The following is a 21,706-nucleotide window of genomic DNA, read 5'->3' as shown; positions in this document are numbered from 1 at the left end:
ACATTTTTTAAGATGTCGGTAACCTAATATCTTTGTCTCATAGGAGAATTTAATAGCTTTTATCAAAAAGTATATATGTCAGAACAAACTACTAAAGTTGCCATACTTTGTTTTACGGATCAAGGAGTATCAATAGCCAAAATTTTGCAAAAAGAATTTTATAGATCTAAGCTTTTTACTACCAGATCTATAGAAGCAAGTAAGGATGTTAAACAGATTAATTCTGTATCAGAATTAATGGAAAACTCTTTTCACAATTATGACGCCTGGATTTTTGTGGGTGCTTTAGGAATTTGTGTTCGCAGTATTGCAGCCTACATTAAAGATAAAACGACTGACCCCGCAGTAATAAATGTGGATGATCAGGGAAAATTTGTGCAAGCAGTTCTTAGCGGACATATTGGTAAAGCAAACACACTTACTTCTCAGATTGGTAGAATACTTAATGCCCAACCTATACTATCCACTTCAAGTGACTTGCAAGATATCTGGTCATTGGATACTTTGGCAGAGCAGTACGGTTGGAAAATGAAAAGTTCAGTCTCTATAAATAGTGTCATATCGCTATTTGTAAATCGAAAACCCACAGCAGTATTACTAAAAGTTAAGGACAAAGGAACTCAGTATCTAGAAAAAACACATCCTGATTTTGTGGATGTTTATTATGAAAATGAGGCTTTTGATCATCATAAGTATGAGCTAATCATATATGTTGGCTATGAGGTAATGATATCCGAAACACCTGTGCTTTCATTTTACCCACCTTGCATTGCATTGGGTAGTGGTTGTGCCAAAGACATAGAACCATCATTATTGATAAAAGGACTGGAACAAGAATTAAAGAAGCAGAATATAGCCATAGAAAGTATCTGTGGTATTGGATCGGCAACGATCAAAAATGAAGAACAAGCCTACTTGGATTTTGCAGAGAATTATGATATTCCTTTTATTACCTATACAGGAGAGGAGTTAAACACAATTACCGTAGCAAATCCATCAGAGGTGGTAAAGAAAAAAGTAGGGGTTTATGGTGTTTCAGAAGCTGCTGCGGCTTTAATTTCTGGTCAGGAAGAATGGCTTGTAGAAAAAACCAAAGTAATTACATCATCTGGCAAAAAGTTTACTTATTCATTAAGTTTGTTGAAAGGGTATGAACGAAAAGCAAGTATCGCAATAGTGGGAGCAGGTTCTGGCGATCCGGAACTGTTAACCATAAAAGGGCAATACATTTTAGAAAATGCGGATTGTATCTTATATGCTGGTAGTCTGGTGCCTGAAGCCTTAACACATATGGCAAAAGAAGGAGCACTAGTACGTAATTCTGCCTCTATGACTCTAGAAGAACAGATATCCATTATGGATCAGTATTATGAACAAGGAAAATCTATAGTACGATTACATTCTGGAGACCCTTCTATTTACGGAGCGATACAAGAGCAGATGACCATTTTTGACGAAAAGGGCTATGACTATTATATCGTTCCCGGGATTTCTTCTTTTCAGGCAGCAGCGGCATACCTTAAATCAGAATTTACGATTCCCGAAGTAGCGCAAACTATAATTCTTACTCGAGGAGAAGGGAATACACCAATGCCAGAGCACGAAAAAATTGCTGATATGGCAAAATTAAGAGCTACCATGTGTATCTTCTTGAGTGTTGGTATTGCCAAAAAGATACAAGCACAACTGTTAGAACATTACCCAGAAGATACCCCGTTGGCAATACTATATCGCGTTAGCTGGGAAGATGAAGAAGTTTGGACGGGTACACTTGTAGAACTAACGACCATTATCAAAAAGAATAAATTAACCCGTACTGTACTTATTGTAGTAGGAGAAGCTGTAGGAGCGCGTAAAAACAGATCATGGTTATACGACGATAAATGGCATCATATTTTTAGAAAAAAAGAGAAAACAACCTCAAGCATATGATACTTGTTTTTGGAGGGACTACAGAAGGTAAACAGGTCGCCAAAATATTGGATGAATTAGAATATCCATATTACTATTCCACAAAAACAAAAGTAATATACGAAGGAAAAGGGACCCCAATATACGGTGAAATGACAATTCCCTTGCTCGAAACTTTTTGCGTAACCAATAAAGTAACATGTATTATTAATGCTTCACATCCATTTGCAATACAATTACATCAAACTATTGCCAACACCTCTATAAAAGTACCGTTGATACGATTTCAAAGAAAATTCCCTGAGAGAATAGTTCATTCTTTGATATCTTATGTAGATAGTTTTGAAGAAGCGATGGTCCGTTTTGATAAAAATAGATATACATCTCTGTTAGCATTGTCAGGTGTTCAGACTATAGCAAAGTTACAATCATATTGGAAAAGTAATCATACTTGGTTTCGTATTTTGGATCGTGATACTTCTAGAGTTGTTGCTAAAGAAGCGGGTTTTCCCAAAAACAATTTAATATTTGGATATCCGCAATCTAAGAATGAAGAAGTGATCTTGTTTCGTAAATTATCACCAGATGTTGTTTTTACCAAAGAAAGTGGTAGTAATGGCAAATTAGAAGAAAAAATTGAAGCTGCAATAGAAGTTAATATCCCTATAGTAATCCTCAAAAAACCTAAAATATCTAATCGGTATCTTTGTGTCACGACAAAAGAAGAATTAATAAAAATGATTTCTTGAAAAGGAGGAGTCGAAGGTCGGGTGTATGAAGACCAAAGATTGAAGCCTGATATTATCAAGGATATTAGAATTTTGAGGGCTAACTAATTGTAAAGAGTAACAGTATAAAAAATACATAAAAAATGAACCAGAGAGAGAGATAGGAAAGGTGAAATTTAAGAAAGTTGATTTAGTCACCAAATTGACCTACAACCTCCAGCTTCGAACCATAAAACAAATTCAATCAAGCCAGTAACTAGAATCTTTTGGGAGAATTACAAGACATACCAGATAAGCCATTACGAAGAGGATATACAACAGGCGCTTGTGCTACTGCTTGTACCAAAGCGGCTTTGCGGAGTTTGATCACCCAACAAAGGATTACAGAAGTACAGATCCAGTTACCCATTGGAGAACTTGTTACTTTTCAGGTTACAATAAATACGTTAAATTCAAAAGAATGCTCCTATACTACTATAAAAGATGCAGGTGATGATCCTGATGTTACTCATAAGGCAGAGATTACCGTATCAGTATCTCTTAATGATATAGGAGATGTTGTTTTTAAAAGAGGTGAAGGTGTAGGGTTAATAACTTTACCAGGTTTAGAGATTCCTGTGGGTGAACCAGCTATTAATCCTGTTCCACGTGATATGATGCGAATTGTTTGTAAAAAAATACTTTCGGATTATGGACTAGAAAAAAAGGGAGTTACCATAACTGTTTCGGTAAAAGATGGTGAAAAACTGGCTAAAAGAACATTAAATAGTCGTTTAGGAATACTATATGGTATTTCTATATTAGGAACAACAGGTATTGTAACCCCATTTTCTGCAGCTTCCTATATCGCTAGTATACGACAAGGAATCGATGTGGCAATTGCCAATGGTAATACAGAGTTATTAATAAACTCAGGCGCACGTAGCGAAAAAATGCTAAAATCTATATTCCCTCATGTTTCAGAAACTTCATGTATACATTACGGAAATTGGATACAGGAAACTTTTGAGAAAATTAATCAATCCCCCCAGATTTCCAAAGTGTCTATGGGAATTATGCTAGGTAAAGCGGCAAAACTGGCACAAGGAAACACCAATACCCACAGCGGAAAAACAACCTGGGATAAAGATTTTATATATCAACTGGCAATATCTGCGGGTTATTCTAAGGAAATTGCTAACAAAGTTTTAGCATTAAACATGGCAGGGCGTTTACGAGAAATATTTACTTTTACCGACCAAGAAAAATTTTACCAAAAACTAATACAACAATGCCATTATTATTGTCAGGAAATAGCCCCGAATATAGAGATTATGCTATATCTGATTAATAATGATGGTCACTTTATATCATATCCCAAATGAACTTAATGAATCTTGCTCGACCTCTCTTAGCGGGGGTTTTACATTCTTTTGAACCCGACCATATGTCGGCAGTATCTGTATTGGCAGCAGAAAATGCTATTCAGAAAAAGAAAATTTCTTTTAAAACTGCAATTACAGCATCACAATGGGCACTTGGGCATTCGGTTACTTTATTAATGTTTGGAGGAATTGCTTTAGCTTTTAGAGCCGCTCTGCATACTTTTGTAGAGAGTATTTCTTTTTTTGCAGAATTTTCTGTTGGACCAATTATGGTTTGGTTAGGGATTATGGCGATTAAACGAAATCATAAGATCAATGAGATGATGGCTGATCATAAGAAAATTGAAGCACATGATCATGTAGCTGGAAACCCTATACATCTACATGGAAAAAGGGGAGAAGAAATAGCTATGAATCCGATTAATCGATCATTTTGGGTAGGAATGCTTCATGGTTTGGCAGGAACAGGAGGAGCGCTTACCTCTGCATTGGTCATTAGTGCAGATACTGTCTCTGACGCTATCTGGATATTGATAGTAGAATCTATCGGAGTTATCCTTTCTATGGGGGTATATAGTTATGTTCTCATTTTTGCCATGAGCCGTTTTATAGAACGTAATGTTTCTATTTTTAAATGGATGAACGGAGTACTTGGTGTTATCTCTATCATAGTAGGGTTGATGGTATTAGAAAGCGTATTATTTTAGTAGTTCTATAAATAGATAGTATAGATATAATAAAACATGGCATACAACATTGTACTTATAGAACCTGAAATTCCTACGAATACAGGTAATATCGGTAGGCTTAGTTTAGCCTCGGGATCCCATTTACATCTGGTAAAACCATTTGGGTTTGAGTTAAGTGATTCACGGTTAAAAAGAGCTGGATTGGATTACTGGAAACATATTTCTGTGCATATGTATGAAAATATAGAAGAATTCTATACTGTGAATGAAGATAAAAAGATGGTATACCTCTCTAGTCATGCAAAAAAAGACTATTGTGATATACCGTTTGAGGATGATATGTTTTTTGTCTTCGGAAAAGAATCCGTTGGATTACCAGAGAATATAACTACCAAATATTGCAATCAACTATATAAAATACCTTTGTATAGTGATAAGATAAGAAGCTTAAATCTTGCCAATGCAGTTGGCATAGTAGTGTATGAAGGATTAAGAAACATGAGAAACGCCTAATTTTACCTTATTGAGGTTAAATCTTTAACCGTCTAGACCTTCTTGTCGGTCTTTTTGACGAAGTGTTTAACCATTCGCCTTCAATTTTTAAGAAAGAAGGTTAAAAATTTAACTCCTTACCTTAAAATTTTAACTACAAAGGTTGAAATTTCAATCAATACAGCTGAAAATTGCACTTCTAGAGTTAAACGGAAGGTCTTTTTGATTCAACATATGGTATTTTGAGTTAAATACTAGCCGTTTTAATAAAGCTGCCCCTTTTCATATCAGAAAAAATGTGCTTACCCACTCTGAAAAAGATTATTGATTTTTGATAAGATTCAAAGTAAAATCCATTTCTGGATCCGTACCCATTAATTTATCGGTGATAGATGGTCTTATGTAATGATCCGGAATTACTCCCCGATCGCATTGCTCTGAATCGACATTAAGAGTAAATAGCTCTCTTGGTATTCTAATGCGATTTTTAGAGTTGGGTAGTGTTAGCATTACTGTTGCTCCGCTTACATTTTGACATGCATTTCCTCCAACTTCTTCTCCTATAAACACAGCTCTATTGGCGTTTCTGATAAATGAAGTTATTTCACCAGAAGCAGAAAAAGAGAGACCATTGATTAATACATATACTTTACCTTTAAAAACAGTTTTGGCAGGTTTATGCTTTTGCATACCTGGAATTCCTTTTATGGTATAGACACCTCCTCTCTTTTTTAGACAAAACAGAGGATATAAAAAATTCATTACAAATCTACTGTTGTCATAAAGTTCGGGATCAGGTATCTTGTTGGTAATAGCGTACATATCTTTATTGAAAACAAAAGGTTTGTCAGAAAGATGGGAGAATAGTAGATGTGTTGGTTTTTCGTGCCCACCACCGTTACCCCGTAGGTCGATAATTAGATGTTTTACTCCTTTTTCTTCAATCTGCTCGAAGGATTTGTTAAAGAATTTTTTAAAATTTTGTTTTACTTTTTTTGCAAAATAGGTCGAGAATGTTTGTATTTTTAGAATCGCTACATCATTATCAATTTTTAGTTTTAAGACTGGCTCATTTGTTTCTCCCCACCATTTACCATCATCCTGATATCGATCCCATTTATTCTTTTTTATTTCCTTAACTGTGAGTCCTTTTACAGTTGATTTTGTAGTTTTTCCATTGGGAGTGATATATTCGATATCGTAAGATTGATAAACCCCTTCATGTGCGGCGTAGAACTCATTAAATCTATGCAAGGCTACCATTTGAGCAAATGTGGTCATATTACCATCTCTGGAAATCTTATTGCTTATTTGGGTAAACAGCGTCATAGCATCTTTGCCATTGATACTTTTGATAATACTTCCTTCTTTAATCAAGGAATTGGTAGAGTTGTTTTTAAGGATGTATAACTGACCATCGTCGGGGTATATTTCAAAGGGAAATAGTGTAAATGATTCCTTAATAGCTTTTTCATATTCTAGATTAGTAAGAATGTTGGTATGCCCATTTTTAATAAATTGCAGAAGGAGAACAATTTTTCTATAAAACATAATTGAAGACATAGGTGTATTTATAGACTTTTCAAGCTCATCAAATATGGTATCCATTTCTGTTTTATTGGTATAAGTGTATAATCCCGGATGAATAGTCTCAATGTGACGCCTCATAATTCTAAAATCTTCTTTTAATTCTTTTATAGAAAGCGTTTTGCCAAAATCAATACCCGAGATCTTTTGTTGCGCAAAAAGGATATTATTACTCCATAAGAATAGAGTTACAAACAATAATTTTGATGACTTGAACATAAATTGATTTTTGATAAACTAATTGTAGAATTCATCAAAATTACTCATTATACATCTAAAGCTATTGTATGATATTGCACATCATCTTGTTATAAAAGATATGCGTTTTGAAAAACTAGGGGAGTTACCCCTGTATACCGTTTAAAGTTTCTATAAAAATGAGGGGTATCATAAAAACCGCTATCAATAGCAGCATTAAAAATAGGAGAGCCTTCTTTAAGTAACTGTTTGCTTTTTTCTATTCTCTTTAGCAATACATAATTATTGGGCGTTAAACCGGTTTCCTGTTTAAACAGTCGAATAAATTTATACTTATTTAACCCAAATTGCGAGGAGGTTTTATCCAGAGAAAATGTACTAAGGGAAGTTTCGTTTATAAAAGATTGAAATAGTCGTGTTGTTTTATGTTTAAATTCTTGTTTTACACCGTATTGCGAGATCAGTTTTTTTAACGCTTTTATTAATCTGGGTTCAAAATTGATAGTATTGTTTTTAAAGTTTTGAGATAAAAAATACAATTCATTAAACAAATCATGATCATAGATTACTTTGTTTACAAAAAACACGTCTTCATTGTTATTAAATGTTTTTACAACCTCAGGAGAGATATAATATGTAAAAAATGAATTTCCAAAATCCTTATCACAGGGTGTTGCATGTACTTCATTGGGATTCACCACAGAAATAGCCCCTCTAGGTGCTTTTAATAATTTGTCTGATAGCTTTATACTAAATGTAGTATTTAGAATCAGTGCAATATTAAAGGTGTTATGTGTATGAAAAGGAAAATCTAATGTGTGATATTCTGCGTTTAATAACTCCAATCCATCTAGAATAGATAATTGGTTATACTCACATTTGTTTTTTAATACTTGCATAGTTTGAAAACATCTTTTTTATTAAACAAAAAACCTGTAAAAATATTTTGGTTTTACAGGTTTAATGTTGAAATGAATTATGATATTTTCAGAATTGGCGGAAGAAAGTTGATCATATTGTCAGGATTTTGAAGGTTTTCGGTTGGCAAATATATTCTATAACTAATCCTAAATATTCCAGATGCGGGAGCGGGGAGCCAATTAGTATATTTCTTTTCTTCATTTGGCTTATCATGCTGAATGTATATATCTAAAGAACCGTCATCATTAAATAACAACTCTTGTTTTGGCATAATGCTACCTACTTTGTATCTATTTATTTTGTTGTCAACGAATTGAAGATTATGGTTGTACATGGTTAATGACCAGAAGCCTAAACCATAGGTAGGAGCTATCTGATCTTGTTTAAAATGGATAACATATTTATTTTCTCCATTTAAGAATTCTGCTTTTTTATGAGTATAAGATTCATTAGTACTGAAGCATAAAGCTTCTTCCCAATCATGTACAAACAGATCTTCTAGGGCTCCGGCAGCTCTGCTAAAATAATCAAACCCATAAGTTCCTGGTTGTAGATTGTTCCACCTTGTTTCATGTGTGGTGCCTCTGTTTTTTACTTTCCATTTTAGGATATCTTCAGCAGAATCTTTAAGAGCTCTAATAAGCCCTTTTTTGATATATGGGTCTAGTCCTCCATTTTTTTCTTGATATAGGAGAGATTGGATAGTATATAGGGTTGCTCTATCTTTTTCTTGAGGCATATCTACATTTCCTAAAGTTAATAGTTGCTTATAAAAACCTAATTCACTATCGTATTCTAGAAAATCATACTGTTTTGGTGTAATTGTATTTACCTCACCAAGATAACCCCATTGGCTTAAGTTTGTTAGATGGAATTGATCATGTAAGGTATTCATTATTGTAATATCCTCTTCGGTTTCTACCACCCCTATTCTAATGGCAAACATGCCTTTGTCCTGAGGGAATCTAATAATTCTATTAGCACTAATATGGCTAGGTAGTTTACCTGACCAATTTGAAGCAACTAGTGCAAAATCACCTCCTTTTCCTTTGGTGGAACGGGTACCAATATAGGCTATGTTATTAGTATAAACATCAGTAAATTCTATAGACCAATATCGGTCTGTGATATCAGGAGCTGTTAATATCAAGGGTTCTTTTTCTACATCAATCAAGGCACTGCAATATCCAGTATCGTTATTAGGGGTATAAGGCAAAACAGCCGCAGTAGCAAGTTTTGTCATCTTTCCGATTTTATTTATAGGAGCAGCCGGAGCAACATGTTGTGCAATGGCTAAAGATTCAGGATTTAACCGAATTCTTCTTTCACGCTGAAATATCATTAAAGGAAGCCCAAAAATGTATGCCTGTACACCTACAGAATAAGCCCAATCTTCTTTTCCTTTATTATCTCTTTCTTTAATTTCTTTGTCAGTCAGGTTTTCGCTGCCCATGTTTATCCCCATTAAATCAGCAGGAGTTACATGCCATTGTTTAATTTTGGTCTCTTTTTCATTTAATAATTCTAAATTCATGTGATATATTTGATTATTGGTTAAAATCATCTTTTAAAAATGGTCTTATTCTTTAATCTTGCTTGTCTAACCCTAGCCTTTAACTATAAACAATAATGCTATAGAGGTTATCTTCTATAATACTAGATATGAGCTTAGCAATTAGGAAGTAATTCGCTTTTTTGAACAAGATTTTATCATATAATGTAAAGTGATGTTGGTATATAGTCTAAATTAGTAATAAACAGTGGATTACAAGGGTAGGTAAACCGCAATATTATAGTGTATTTCCCTCTAAATGTGAGTAAAAAAGAGTGTGTTCACTTGGTCTGATACGTGTTATTTCTATAGTAGATGGATGAATCGTAATACTAAGGAATACTTTTTTGACTACTTTTAGGATATCGAATATATTCTAATTAAAAACCAACTATAATGGAACAACCAAATTTGTCAGAAATAAATGAGATATCTAATGGTGATACATCTTTTGAAGAGCGGATGCTTTCTGTTATAAAAAGAGAATTCCCAATAGAAAAAGAGCAATACTTTGATTGTTTGAAAGATAAAAACCTACTAAAAGCAGCAGAGTTTGTGCATAAGCTGAAGCATAAGGTTAGCATTTTTGGACTTGAGAAAGGCTATGGTATTGCGACTGATTATGAAAATAACCTGAAAGAAGGAAGCTACGACCTTAAGGAAGATTTTGAAAAAGTCCTAAAAAAAATAACAGAATACATCAAAACACTATAATCTTTTTTAGAACTGATTTTCTATTCTATTTAAACTTTGATTTGATTTTAAAATTATAATAATATGCGATTTGAGCAAGTTGCCCTACAATTTTTATAGAATCTTTCATTGATAACTTTGAACCATCTGCATGTACCCAACGTTTTAGCGGTTGTTCACATATGTAGGAAACTGCTTTTTCTTTTCCATAAAATTTGCGCATCTTCATAAAGATCTCTACATCAAATAACCACTTGGTAATAAACTTTTCTCGAAACATTTCATTAGCTATTTCTCTATCCATTATTTTGGCTCCACATTGGGTGTCGTTAAAAGACATGTTCAGGATGTTTCTAATAATAAGATTAATCGTTTTACTTATTATTTTTCTAGCGGATTCTTTGGTGATATTGGCTCCCATTCTACTCATTCTCGACCCGCTTACAATTTTAAATTTTGAAGATTCTATAGTTTTTACCAAATCATCAAAATCTTTAAAATCTGTCGATAGGTCGGCATCCAGATATCCAATATAATCTAATTGTGAGTCTTTGGCAAGATGAAGAACACCTTGTCGTACAGCTTCCCCTTTTCCTCCATTTTTAACACAATTATAAACACTAATGTTATCTTCTCTTCCCTTAGATAATTTTTTTAATACTTCTAACGTATTATCAGTACTTCCATCATTAACAAAACACAAATGATATCCCAGATTACTATGTGCAAAATCAGTAAATTCTTTACTCAAAATTCTTGTTTCTTCATTATAACAAGGAATGACAACTCCAACACAATGCCTTTGTAACATTTGACCTTTGGAGTTGTTTTCTGGTTTTTTCTTTGGTCTTATACCAAAAATTCTTGCTATACGCGCCGAAATTTCATTAAGAGATAATGGTTTTTTCATGTAATCGTCTATGCCTAGATCAAAACCATCTATAATGGTGTCTTCACTGGTATTACCGGACATCACCAAAATCTTAACATCTGATTTTTTTTCCTGACGAATCTTCTCTATTACTTCAAGACCAGACATTCCATCCATATTAATGTCCACAATTACAATATCTGGTTTATAACTATCAAAAAGATCAAGTCCTGATTGCCCATCACTCGCACATTTAATAGTATACCCTAAATCCGAAAGATGTTTTTCTAAGGATAATAATACGAGTTGTTGGTCGTCTATTGCTAAAATTTTCTTCATTAAAAGTAGGTTCTATGGTATAACAATTCAATAAATCAAATTGATACACTGATATACAAAAACGGGATAATTGGATAAGGGAGCAGAAGTAGAACTTCTTTAACGAATATTATGTTTAAAGGGTTTAATATTCGCATACATTTTGACAAAAATTGAACGTCTTTTTGTTTAAAAAGAAATCAATAGTTCTTCTAAAATAGGAAATTATTGGGAAACTAAGGCTGTGATTTATTTAATATTTTATAAAAACCATTTCAGTTATCGGTATTATTTAAAATAAGAATATTGGTTTACATTATTTTGACATTGATTTAGTTTCCTTTTTTTATATATAAAATAGGAGATATAAATAATATTACATGTCAATTCTACTTATATAAATCCGTATTTTTACCATCATACAAAAATACATATGCAGTCAAAATATACTTATCCCTTTGCCGCAATACCTGATCAGGAAGATTTAAAGTTATGTTTACTACTTAATCTGGTAGATCCAAGCATTGGGGGAGTATTGGCAACCGGGGATAAAGGAACTGCCAAAACTACTATGGTACGAGGGTTAAGTCAATTAATGGGAGAGGATTTTCCTTTTGTAAATCTACCTATTGGTGCTACAGAAGACAGGGTGTTAGGAAGTATTAACCTAGAAGCATTGATCAACCAGAAAACTGTAATTGTAGATAAAGGACTGTTAGCGCAAGCACATCGCGGGTTTTTGTATATCGATGAGGTAAATCTACTTAATGATTACCTGATGGATGTATTATTGGATTCATCTGCAACAGGAGGATATCATCTGGAGCGTGAAGGGATTTCTCAATGGATGGATAGTCGTTTTTGTCTTGTAGGAACCATGAATCCAGAAGAAGGAGCACTACGACCACAACTATTGGATCGATTTGGATTAAGTGTTACAATCCAAACACCAAAAGAAATAAAAACACGAACCCAGATTGCAATGCAACGCCTTAGTTTTGATAGTGATCCTCTTGCATTTTATAAAGAATTCGAGCAAGAGGAGAAAAATATAAAAACTCAAGTATTACTAGCTAAAGAACAACTTAATAAAGTTAGTATTCCTGAAGCCATACAAGAACAATGTGCTAAACTTACTATCACTAATAAAGTGGAAGGAATGAGGGCAGATATACTATTATTAAAAACGGCAAGAGCCTATGCTGCGTATCATAATAAAGAGGAAGTAACTTTAGAGATGATAAAGATAATTGCACCGTTTGTATTACAACATCGTACTAAAGAATACACGCCACCATCTGATCAAAATAAAGAAGAGTCTTCCGAGCAAAAAGATCAAAACTCTCAGGAAGAAACCACTCCTCAGAATGGGCAAGACTCTACATCTTTTCAATTACCTAAAGCCGTGCAACAAGGATTGAAATTTTCGGCACCAAAAGCTACCAAAAAACAAGAAATACAAATAGAGACCTCACAAAAACTACATGTAGTATCTCATCCTGCAAAGCAACAATCAGAAATTGCTATAGTACAATCTGTAAGAAACTACCTTACCACCGGTAGATTTACAACGATATATAAACAAGCCACAGAAAAAGCAATGGCAAGAATTATATTTTTGGTAGATACCAGTGCTTCTATGGCATTAGATCAACAAATGGGATATCTTAAAGGAATCATCAAAAAAACCATTGCTTCCTATCCTTTGCAAAAAGTGCAATATGCAATTATAGGTTTACAAGATGCATCGGCAAAGATTATTCAGGAATTTACGACCAATGTGCAACAGATTTCGGATACTAATTACCAATTGAGAACGGCGGGTAAAACCAATCTGGGAGAAGCCTTTTTAAAAGTGTACGAACTGTTGAGATCTGTGAATATGCAAACAACACAACTATTTGTGTTTACAGATGGGAAGATAAATACAGGAACAACGCAGCCATTTCACTATGCAGTAAGTACCTATAAAAAATATCTTTCAAGAATTACAAAAGCTACAATTGTAGATACTGAGACAGGTTTTGTACGATTAGGTAAAGCAAAACAAATGGCACAACAGCTAAAGTTGAATTATATTTCTATTTCTGATTTTTGATTTTTGATATGTAGAATGGTGTGGAGAAGTTGATATCATAAGATAAAATTAATATACAATGTAAATAACAGCGTATGGAAGTGTTAGAAATAATATTATTAACATTGGCATACACACTTGGGATCATTGCTTTATTCTTAGGAGTGATATGTTATACCCGAAAAATAGAAACGCTCGAAACTATTTTTTTTGCAATTTCTTTGTTGCTATTAATGATTGCAATATCTATTGCAAACTTTTGGGAACCTAATACCACTGCTGTTAAAACACATGTTTTAGTATTGATTTCAATGGTATTGGTGGGGCTTACTACTCCCTTAAGTATCTTTCCTGATAGACGAATTTCTGTAAAATCGGTATTTATAAAAATACTTATTGGCATTTCGGTTTTAATGCTTTTAATAGTAGTGTTGGACTATTTCTATAAATTATCTGGCATAATAGAAAAAAGTGTTTATATCTATCTGTTTCTTTCTGTAGCATGTTCTATGATTTTGATAAGAAAGACAAAACCAATTGCAAGAACAGTCTACAGAGAAAAAATGGAAAGAACAATAACTATAATCTGTTTGGTTGTTTTACCCATTACTCTCTTTATAGATTCTTTTCCTGAGAAAATTTTTGCGATAGATATGCAAGATATTAGAATTGGATTTACGCTCCCTCTGTTTTTTATTTTCCTGTTTATATATAAGATAAAAGATGATGTTAATCGATTATCCTTATTTAAAACTGAAAAAGCAATTAAGGAGCAAAATCTTAAGAATTACTCTTTTACTAAGAGAGAGCTAGAGGTAGTACACCTAATTGTAAAAGGAGCTACATATAGTCAGATAGCCGAAGAATTATTTATTTCTATTCCCACAGTAAAAACACATGTAACCAATATTTACAAAAAAGCGAAGGTTACTAATAAGGTTGAACTCATTCACTTATTACTTAATTAGTTTTTTATACCATTTACACTTTGAATTTGTCTCAATAAAATTCTCTATTTTAGCTATGCTTCAGAATAAAAATATCTGATTTTCTTTTTCGGTAAATTCAAAATGTAAATAGCGTTGTTATCAGCAGTTTGGTTGTAGTCATACTTTTGTATGATATTCTTGTATTTGTCTTTTTTAATACATTTTCCTGATTGTAGGTCGATCAATGATAGAGTTTATTTGCTAAAAGAATAAACTTTTAAAAAACAGAAAATGAAGACAAACAATCTACTACAATTAATCTTAGGAGTATGTATTATCTTATTTTTTTCATGTTCAGATGAAGATGATCTCTCAACTGATAAAATCAATTGTAATGCAGAACACCCAAAAAACACCGTTTATCAAGATCTGATAAATAATTATACCCAAAGTGGAAGTGTAGGTCTGGCTCTTTTGATTGCTGACCCAGAAGATGGTCTGTGGATGGGTTCTTCGGGCTATGCCAATCTTAAAAATAAGATTAAAATGAAGCCAGATTATTTACACCACACAGCTAGTATTTATAAGACCTTTATTGCGACGATTATCATGCAATTGGTCGAAGAAAACAAAATTGACATTAATGATAAATTAAAGAAATATGTTGACTCAGATATTACAAACAGAATTGCGAATGGGAGTGATATCTCTATCAAAAATTTATTACAACATAGAACAGGGGTTAGAGATATCTTTGAAAATGATTTTTTTGAAGGCTTTTTTATGAATCCAACAAAACAATATACTATTAAAGAGTTATTAGAGTACGTTTATGATGAGGGACCTCTATTCGAGGAAGGAACAGAATATCATTATTCAGATGCTAATTATTCCTTATTAACTTTGGTTATTGATAAAGTTGAAGGTAGTCATATCAATTCTATAAGAACTCGAATTTTTAAAAAACTGGATCTACAAGATAGCTACTTTTTAGAACAGTACAGTCAGGAGCCTATTGGGTTGGTAGATAGTTATTGGGATATAGAGAATAATGGTAGTTTTGAAAATATTTCAGAAATTCAAAATGCGGTTACTTCGGGCTTAAGAGGGTCTGATGGCGTGGTAATGTCTACATATGATTTATACCTGTTTATGAGGGCATTAGTAAAAGGTAGCTTGGTTAAAGATATCTCGTCCATGAAGGATTTTATAGCAACACCCACAGAAATACAGGAGCAAGAAGGAGTTAAAGGGTATGGGTATGGTTTAATGCAGCTCAATTTGGGAGGTAAAGATTGGTATGGACATCTGGGTAATCATGTTGGTTCTGGTGCAATAATGCTCTATAATCAAGAAACCGTAGTACTATGTATAGCGTTTCAGAATACAGGTACGTTTTTCTCAGAAGAATCCAAAGCTAAGTTCTTTTATCACCTGATAAGAGATGTTGAGAGTGCTGTGCTAAATGAAATCAAATGATATCTTACTATTTTCAAATAGTTGTATTCTGGTTCTGACATGTACTTAATCAAAAAAACATTTTTACCTTAAACCAAAGTAAAAGTTCGGTTACGTAATGACTGTACCGAACTTTTCTATTAACAGGGGAATTGAAAAAAAAGTTATACTAGATCAACTCAAACCCAAAATGATATGATTATAGATCAGGGAATACTATTTTTGATAAAACATAACGAGTAAAATAACTTTGCTTTTCCTGTTGTTAGATGTTATTCACTGCGCTATCTTTGGTTTTCTAAAGGTAGTAGTCCAATATCTATAATTCTTTTAACTCATGTCAAAAGCATTTTTAATTGCAGCTCCCTGGAGTAACTCAGGCAAGACAACACTTACTCTAGGTATGTCGCGCTGGTATAGTAATCAGGGGTACAGGGTGCAATCTTTTAAATGTGGTCCTGATTATATTGATACCATACATCATACTGCCGCTACTCAAAAGCCAGCTATAAATCTAGACACAGTGATGATGCCACAAAAACATATGATCGATGTTTTTGAACGATATAGTACCGATGCCGATATCAGTATTGTAGAAGGAGTTATGGGATTGTTTGACGGAGCTCAAAAAGATAAGGGAAGTTCTGCCGAGATTGCCAAAATACTTGATATACCTGTGATTTTAGTAGTTAATGCAGGAGCAATGGCCTATACTATAGCTCCAATTTTACATGGTTTAAAAACATTTGATTCCGAAGTGAAGATTGCAGGTGTTATTTTTAATTTTGTAAAAACAGCTTCACATTATGCCTTTCTTAAAGAAGCCTGCAATACGGTTGGGATTCCGTCTTTGGGATACATTCCTCCAAATGATGAAATTGCGATCCCATCTCGCCACTTGGGGTTGCATATCGACGGTAGTTTTGAACATGTGATTGAAAAAGCAGCGACTCATATAGCAACTCATGTTTCATTACCTAAGCTTTTAGAATATACTAAAACATTACCGAATAGGATATATGAAAATGTAGATAAAAAAGAAACTTCAAAAAAATATACTATAGCTGTTGCCAGGGATGAAGCGTTTACATTTACGTATCATGAAAACTTAAAATGGTTAGAAGCTATTGGAGAGATAATATATTTTAGCCCTATTCATGATCAGACACTTCCCAAAGCTGATGCGATTTATTTGGCAGGAGGATATCCAGAATTATACTTGAAAGCTTTATCGGATAATGTAGTGATGAGGCAACAAATAAAAAAAGCTGCAGATCAAGGGATTAAAATACTGGCCGAATGTGGTGGTATGATGTATTTGGGAGCTACCATAATTGATGAAGAAGGGAAAGAATTTCCTATGGCTGGAGTATTTTCTCTAAGTACGTCAATGCAGGATAAAAAACTATCTCTGGGATATCGAAAAGTAGTATATGAAAATCAAGAAGTATGGGGGCACGAATTTCATTACTCAAAAGTGATCAATGATGATAGTATACCAACAATAGCCCAAGTGTTTTCAGCTAGAGAACACTTAGTGGCAACAAAAATATATCAATATCAAAACGTGTATGCTAGCTACATTCATCTGTATTGGGCAGCACTAGAAGAACCTAAAAACTTATGCATTTAATAGCTACAATCCCAGGAGGGTGGAACCCAAATGATGATGGTATTTTTTATATCGAACAACAACCCGGTGATATTGTATTTCTGAGTGCAGCAGATACCGAGATTCATACCCTCAATGAGGCATATAAAGAAGTGTACAAAGCCGAAGGAGACCAATTGCCGAGTTTGCGAATGACCAATCTGGTGTACCTCAAACAAGAACTTACCATTGATACTTATATAGAAGAAGTGCTAAGTAAAGCAAAAGTCATTGTGTGTAGTATGTTAGGAGGATTATCATATTATAAATATCTGGTAGAATCGTTGGTTAATCTTCAAAAAGAAGTTGGTAATACAGTACTGTTTTTGCCAGCTCATGAGCCCGATTTTGAACTGATGAAATTATCATCGGTTGATATACAAATTGTACATCGATGCAGACAATATTTGCAAGAAGGAGGAAAAGAAAATGCCATAGCCTTATTTAATTATTTACGAGAAACTTTTTTTGGAGCTGTACTTACAGTAGCTGCTCCTAGATCTATCTCAGATACATTTCTATATACCAAAGCTACCGGAATGACCACACAAGAGATTTTAGAATCTACAATGGATGGATCAAAGCCTACTGCAGTACTACTAGCATACCGTACTCATTATCTCTCTGATAATATGCAACCACTGCATGTAATAAGTACAGCTTTACATAACCGGGGTATGAATACTTTTGTGGTATTTGCAAGTAACTTGAGAGATGCTAGATTATTGAAGCAGGTAGAGAGTTTAATGACTAATAATGGCGGGCGCAAGATTCATACGATTATTAATACTACAGGGTTTACAATTAAACCCATGGATGGGTCAGAATTTATTTTCGAAAAGTTAAAAATTCCGGTATTGCAAGCCATATTTTCTACAGCTAATAAAGAAGTATGGACCGAAGGTCTTTTTGGGTTACCACCTACAGATATTGCCATGAATATAGCTTTGCCAGAGATAGATGGTCGTATTATCGGTCGTGCAGTATCATTTAAAAAAGAAATTGTTAAAGACACGCTCACCGATAGTTCTATCCTGAAATATGAAGCACATATACCAGCATGCGAATTTATAGCAGAGTTGGCACAACGATGGGCGACGCTACAGTATAAAAAGAATGGAGATAAAAAAGTCGCTGTTATTCTACCTAACTATCCCAATAAAGATAGCCGTTTAGCGAATGGGGTGGGTCTTGATACACCAGAGAGTTGTATTGTTTTGTTAGAAGCACTTAAAGCCAAAGGATATAATATAGGCGAGCAACTACCGGCAAGTGGTACAGAGTTGATGCACTGGATTACTCAAGTGACCACAAATGATGTAGCAACAACAATGACCAGACCTCATGCATTGGTTTTTGGACGCGCAGATTTTGACACCTGTTTTTCTGCACTGTCAAAAGAACTACAAGATAAAGTAACAGCCCAATGGGGGCAACCAGAAGATGACCCTTATTATACAGGTAATGGGTTTATTGTTTCTGGATTTTTATTGGGCAATATATTTGTAAGCATTCAACCTTCGCGAGGGTATAATCAAGACCCGCAGGCAATCTATCATTCTCCTGATTTACCACCTACATATCAGTATTTGGCTTATTACTTCTGGTTACAACAAAACTATCAGGCAGATGCCGTAATACATTTGGGAAAACATGGAAACCTAGAATGGTTACCAGGAAAAAGTGTCTCTCTAGACCCTGAAACCTGTTTTCCAGCAGCCGTTTTTGGAGCATTACCTCATTTTTATCCTTTTATCATTAATGATCCGGGAGAAGGAACACAAGCCAAGCGACGTAATCAGGCAGTAATCATAGATCATCTGATTCCGCCAATGACCCGAGCAGAAAGCTATGGGAGCTTAATGAAATTAGAACATCTGGTAGACGAGTATTATGAAGCTTCATCTCTGGATCCAAAACGATCCCGAATATTAGAAAAAGAAATTGCAGCATTAGTAAATGAAACCAAATTAAATGTCGATTTAGGGATAGCCTCGGATGATGTAGATGAATTATTAGTTAAACTAGATGGGTATTTATGCGAATTAAAAGAAGCACAAATTAGGGATGGTTTACATATTTTTGGAAAGGCACCCGTTGATGAACAGCTAATAGACTTATTGATCGCATTGCACAGAGTACCTGCTTATCATCGAGAAGGGATAACACAGGTACTGGCTAAAGACTTGGGTATACAGGAAGATATTCTAAAAATAGAGTATACAGAACTCTTAGAAGTAACCATAGAAGGTCTTTTTTGCAAAACAGCCGGCCAAGTTATTGCACAGCTAGAAAACATAGCAAAAAGAACACTCACAACATATATAGAAGAAGATCATCTACCTGATCAGTATCCAAAAACCGCATTGTTATTACAACAGATAAAGGCGGGTACACTTATAAAAATACAACAAACCACAGATGAAATAACCTGCCTTTTAGAAGGTCTTAATGGATATTATGTGCCTTCGGGACCATCGGGAGCTCCTACACGAGGTAGATTGGATCTATTGCCTACAGGAAGGAATTTTTATTCTGTAGATGTACGTACCATACCTACAGAAACTGCATATCGCCTGGGAGAAAAAAGTGCACAACTAATAATTGATAGATACCTACAGGAAAATGGAGACTATCCTGAAACCATTGGGATTTCGGTATGGGGAACCTCGACCATGCGTACAGGAGGTGATGATATTGCGCAGGCATTTGTATTAATGGGAGTACGACCTATCTGGAAAAATACGAATCGTAGAGTAACAGATTTTGAGGTGATCCCCCTTATAAAACTTGGGAGACCTAGAGTAGATGTAACATTGCGAATTTCTGGTTTTTTTAGAGATGCATTTCCAGATGTAATCAATCTTTTTAATGCTGTTGTGATGCGTGTGGCTAATCTGGATGAAACTGTTGAGGATAACCCAATCAGAAAGCGATTTTTAGAAGAACAAGCGCAATGGAAAAAGCAAGGCTTGCCAGAAGAAGAAGCCTCACAAAGAGCTTTGTATCGAGTTTTTGGTTCTAAGCCAGGGGCATATGGAGCCGGGTTACAGGCCGTAATTGATGAGAAAAACTGGAAGACACAGGAAGATCTTGCCAAAGTGTATATCAATTGGAGTGGATATGCCTATGGAAATTCTAAAAAAGGAGTATCGGCCCATGAATCATTCCAATACCGATTACAAGCCATGCAAATAGTAATGCAAAATCAGGATAACCGAGAACACGATATTTTGGATAGTGATGATTATTATCAATTTCATGGAGGATTGGCAAATGCCGTAAAAAGTGTAAAAGGAGATGATGCAGAAATCTATTTTGGGGATCACTCCAGACCCGAAACTCCCAAAGTAAAAACATTAAAAGAAGAACTGCTAAAAGTATATCGATCCCGTGTTATCAATCCAAAATGGATCGCAGGAGTACAACGGCATGGATATAAAGGAGCCTTTGAAATGGCAGCAACACTGGATTATCTGTTTGCCTATGATGCAACGACCAATCTGATCGATGATTTTATGTATGAAGGCATTACAGAAAGCTATTTGCTAACACCAGAAAATAAAGAGTTTATAAAACAGAATAACCCCTGGGCGCTAAAAGATATGAGCGAACGACTACTCGAAGCCATACAAAGAGGAATGTGGGCAAATCCATCTGATGAGGTAAAAGAACAACTTGAAGAACTATATATGGAAGGCGAAGGGGTGGTAGAATAAGCAGTTATTGTTGGAGGTAGGAGGTTAGAAGTCCAACCTCGAGCTCTTTTTTAAAGATCGACAATCAAAGCCCTAACTAAACTACATTGATAATCCGGGTTAAAGCAACCGCAACAACGTTTTGTAGGAGTAACAGAAGCTCCCTGCATCAATGTAACTGCTATTGTAGTAGAACAAAACCTTCCTGCATGGTGCAGCAACATTTTGTAGGGGCAACAGAAGCTCCCTGCATCAATGTAACTGCCATTGTGGTAGAAGAAAACCTTCCTGCATGGTGCAGCAACGTTTTGTAGGAGCAACAGAAGCTCACTGCATCAATGTAACCGCTATAACCTTCTGCACTGTTCTGGGATCTCCGACTGAGTAAACACGACGTTTACGAATCTTTCTTAGGTTTGCTTTCATAAATTGACATATTTATGGTCAACCTATATCAGGGACGGACAACGGACAACCTCTGACTTCCGACTTCCGACTTCGATCCAAAAAAATAAGTAAATAAAATTCAAAATATACTTAGGTACGAAGTGGAATTTATATTGAAAATT

Annotated in this window: 15 protein-coding genes; 11 read left to right on the top strand and 4 right to left on the bottom strand. The window is 34.5% G+C overall.

Features of this window, described 5'->3' with window-relative positions; all coding sequences use genetic code 11:
• Nucleotides 1-75 precede the first annotated feature (75 nt).
• From cobM to C1X07_RS19765, 5 genes are all read left to right on the top strand, one after another.
• The gene (gene cobM / locus C1X07_RS19785) at nucleotides 76-1,932 is read left to right on the top strand and encodes a precorrin-4 C(11)-methyltransferase (protein ID WP_103071771.1); all 1,857 of its coding nucleotides are present in this window, start codon (nucleotides 76-78) and stop codon (nucleotides 1,930-1,932) included.
• On the top strand, nucleotides 1,929-2,660 hold the full coding sequence (locus C1X07_RS19780) for a precorrin-6A/cobalt-precorrin-6A reductase (RefSeq protein WP_103071770.1): 732 nt from the start codon (nucleotides 1,929-1,931) through the stop codon (nucleotides 2,658-2,660). Before cobM ends, C1X07_RS19780 begins: the two co-directional genes overlap by 4 nt.
• A gap of 245 nt (nucleotides 2,661-2,905) precedes the next feature.
• Entirely contained in the window at nucleotides 2,906-4,003 is a 1,098-nt protein-coding gene (locus tag C1X07_RS19775) for a cobalt-precorrin-5B (C(1))-methyltransferase (RefSeq protein WP_103071769.1), read from the top strand.
• The gene (locus C1X07_RS19770; RefSeq protein WP_103071768.1) at nucleotides 4,000-4,710 is read left to right on the top strand and encodes a hypothetical protein; all 711 of its coding nucleotides are present in this window, start codon (nucleotides 4,000-4,002) and stop codon (nucleotides 4,708-4,710) included. Before C1X07_RS19775 ends, C1X07_RS19770 begins: the two co-directional genes overlap by 4 nt.
• A 36-nt stretch (nucleotides 4,711-4,746) precedes the next feature.
• The gene (locus C1X07_RS19765) at nucleotides 4,747-5,205 is read left to right on the top strand and encodes a tRNA (cytidine(34)-2'-O)-methyltransferase (RefSeq protein ID WP_103071767.1); all 459 of its coding nucleotides are present in this window, start codon (nucleotides 4,747-4,749) and stop codon (nucleotides 5,203-5,205) included.
• A 300-nt stretch (nucleotides 5,206-5,505) separates the two neighbouring features.
• Here C1X07_RS19765 and C1X07_RS19760 read toward each other — a convergent pair whose 3' ends face one another.
• The 3 genes from C1X07_RS19760 to C1X07_RS19750 form a co-directional block, all read right to left on the bottom strand.
• Complete coding sequence (locus C1X07_RS19760; protein WP_103071766.1) at nucleotides 5,506-6,990, bottom strand: S41 family peptidase; 1,485 nt, start codon at nucleotides 6,988-6,990, stop codon at nucleotides 5,506-5,508.
• 89 nt (nucleotides 6,991-7,079) lie between these two features.
• A complete protein-coding gene (locus C1X07_RS19755; RefSeq protein ID WP_103071765.1) occupies nucleotides 7,080-7,868 on the bottom strand; it encodes an AraC family transcriptional regulator in 789 nt (262 codons plus the stop codon).
• A 77-nt stretch (nucleotides 7,869-7,945) separates the two neighbouring features.
• Complete coding sequence (locus C1X07_RS19750) at nucleotides 7,946-9,424, bottom strand: DUF1254 domain-containing protein (protein ID WP_164914206.1); 1,479 nt, start codon at nucleotides 9,422-9,424, stop codon at nucleotides 7,946-7,948.
• Nucleotides 9,425-9,838: 414 nt separating this feature from the next.
• Here C1X07_RS19750 and C1X07_RS19745 point away from each other — a divergent pair, with 414 nt between their 5' ends.
• Nucleotides 9,839-10,156 carry an Hpt domain-containing protein gene (locus C1X07_RS19745; protein ID WP_103071763.1) on the top strand — a complete coding sequence of 106 codons (318 nt, stop codon included), beginning with the start codon at nucleotides 9,839-9,841 and terminating at the stop codon, nucleotides 10,154-10,156.
• Between the two features lie 25 nt (nucleotides 10,157-10,181).
• On the opposite strand, the gene C1X07_RS19740 is transcribed toward C1X07_RS19745, so the two are convergent.
• The gene (locus tag C1X07_RS19740) at nucleotides 10,182-11,345 is read right to left on the bottom strand and encodes a response regulator (protein ID WP_103071762.1); all 1,164 of its coding nucleotides are present in this window, start codon (nucleotides 11,343-11,345) and stop codon (nucleotides 10,182-10,184) included.
• 412 nt (nucleotides 11,346-11,757) lie between these two features.
• On the opposite strand from C1X07_RS19740, the gene C1X07_RS19735 reads away from it, so the two are divergent.
• The 5 genes from C1X07_RS19735 to cobN all read left to right on the top strand — a co-directional run bounded on the left by C1X07_RS19735 (nucleotide 11,758) and on the right by cobN (nucleotide 21,158).
• Complete coding sequence (locus C1X07_RS19735; protein WP_103071761.1) at nucleotides 11,758-13,422, top strand: AAA family ATPase; 1,665 nt, start codon at nucleotides 11,758-11,760, stop codon at nucleotides 13,420-13,422.
• Between the two features lie 74 nt (nucleotides 13,423-13,496).
• On the top strand, nucleotides 13,497-14,369 hold the full coding sequence (locus C1X07_RS19730; protein ID WP_103071760.1) for a helix-turn-helix domain-containing protein: 873 nt from the start codon (nucleotides 13,497-13,499) through the stop codon (nucleotides 14,367-14,369).
• Between the two features lie 252 nt (nucleotides 14,370-14,621).
• A complete protein-coding gene (locus tag C1X07_RS19725) occupies nucleotides 14,622-15,809 on the top strand; it encodes a serine hydrolase domain-containing protein (RefSeq protein WP_103071759.1) in 1,188 nt (395 codons plus the stop codon).
• Between the two features lie 316 nt (nucleotides 15,810-16,125).
• Nucleotides 16,126-17,421 carry a cobyrinate a,c-diamide synthase gene (locus C1X07_RS19720; RefSeq protein ID WP_103071758.1) on the top strand — a complete coding sequence of 432 codons (1,296 nt, stop codon included), beginning with the start codon at nucleotides 16,126-16,128 and terminating at the stop codon, nucleotides 17,419-17,421.
• Entirely contained in the window at nucleotides 17,412-21,158 is a 3,747-nt protein-coding gene (gene cobN, locus C1X07_RS19715) for a cobaltochelatase subunit CobN (RefSeq protein WP_103071757.1), read from the top strand. Before C1X07_RS19720 ends, cobN begins: the two co-directional genes overlap by 10 nt.
• The last annotated feature ends 548 nt before the right edge of the window (nucleotides 21,159-21,706 follow it).

Source organism: Aquimarina sediminis, assembly GCF_002895435.1.
Lineage (GTDB): Bacteria > Bacteroidota > Bacteroidia > Flavobacteriales > Flavobacteriaceae > Aquimarina > Aquimarina sediminis.
This window is presented reverse-complemented; position numbering and strand designations above follow the sequence as displayed.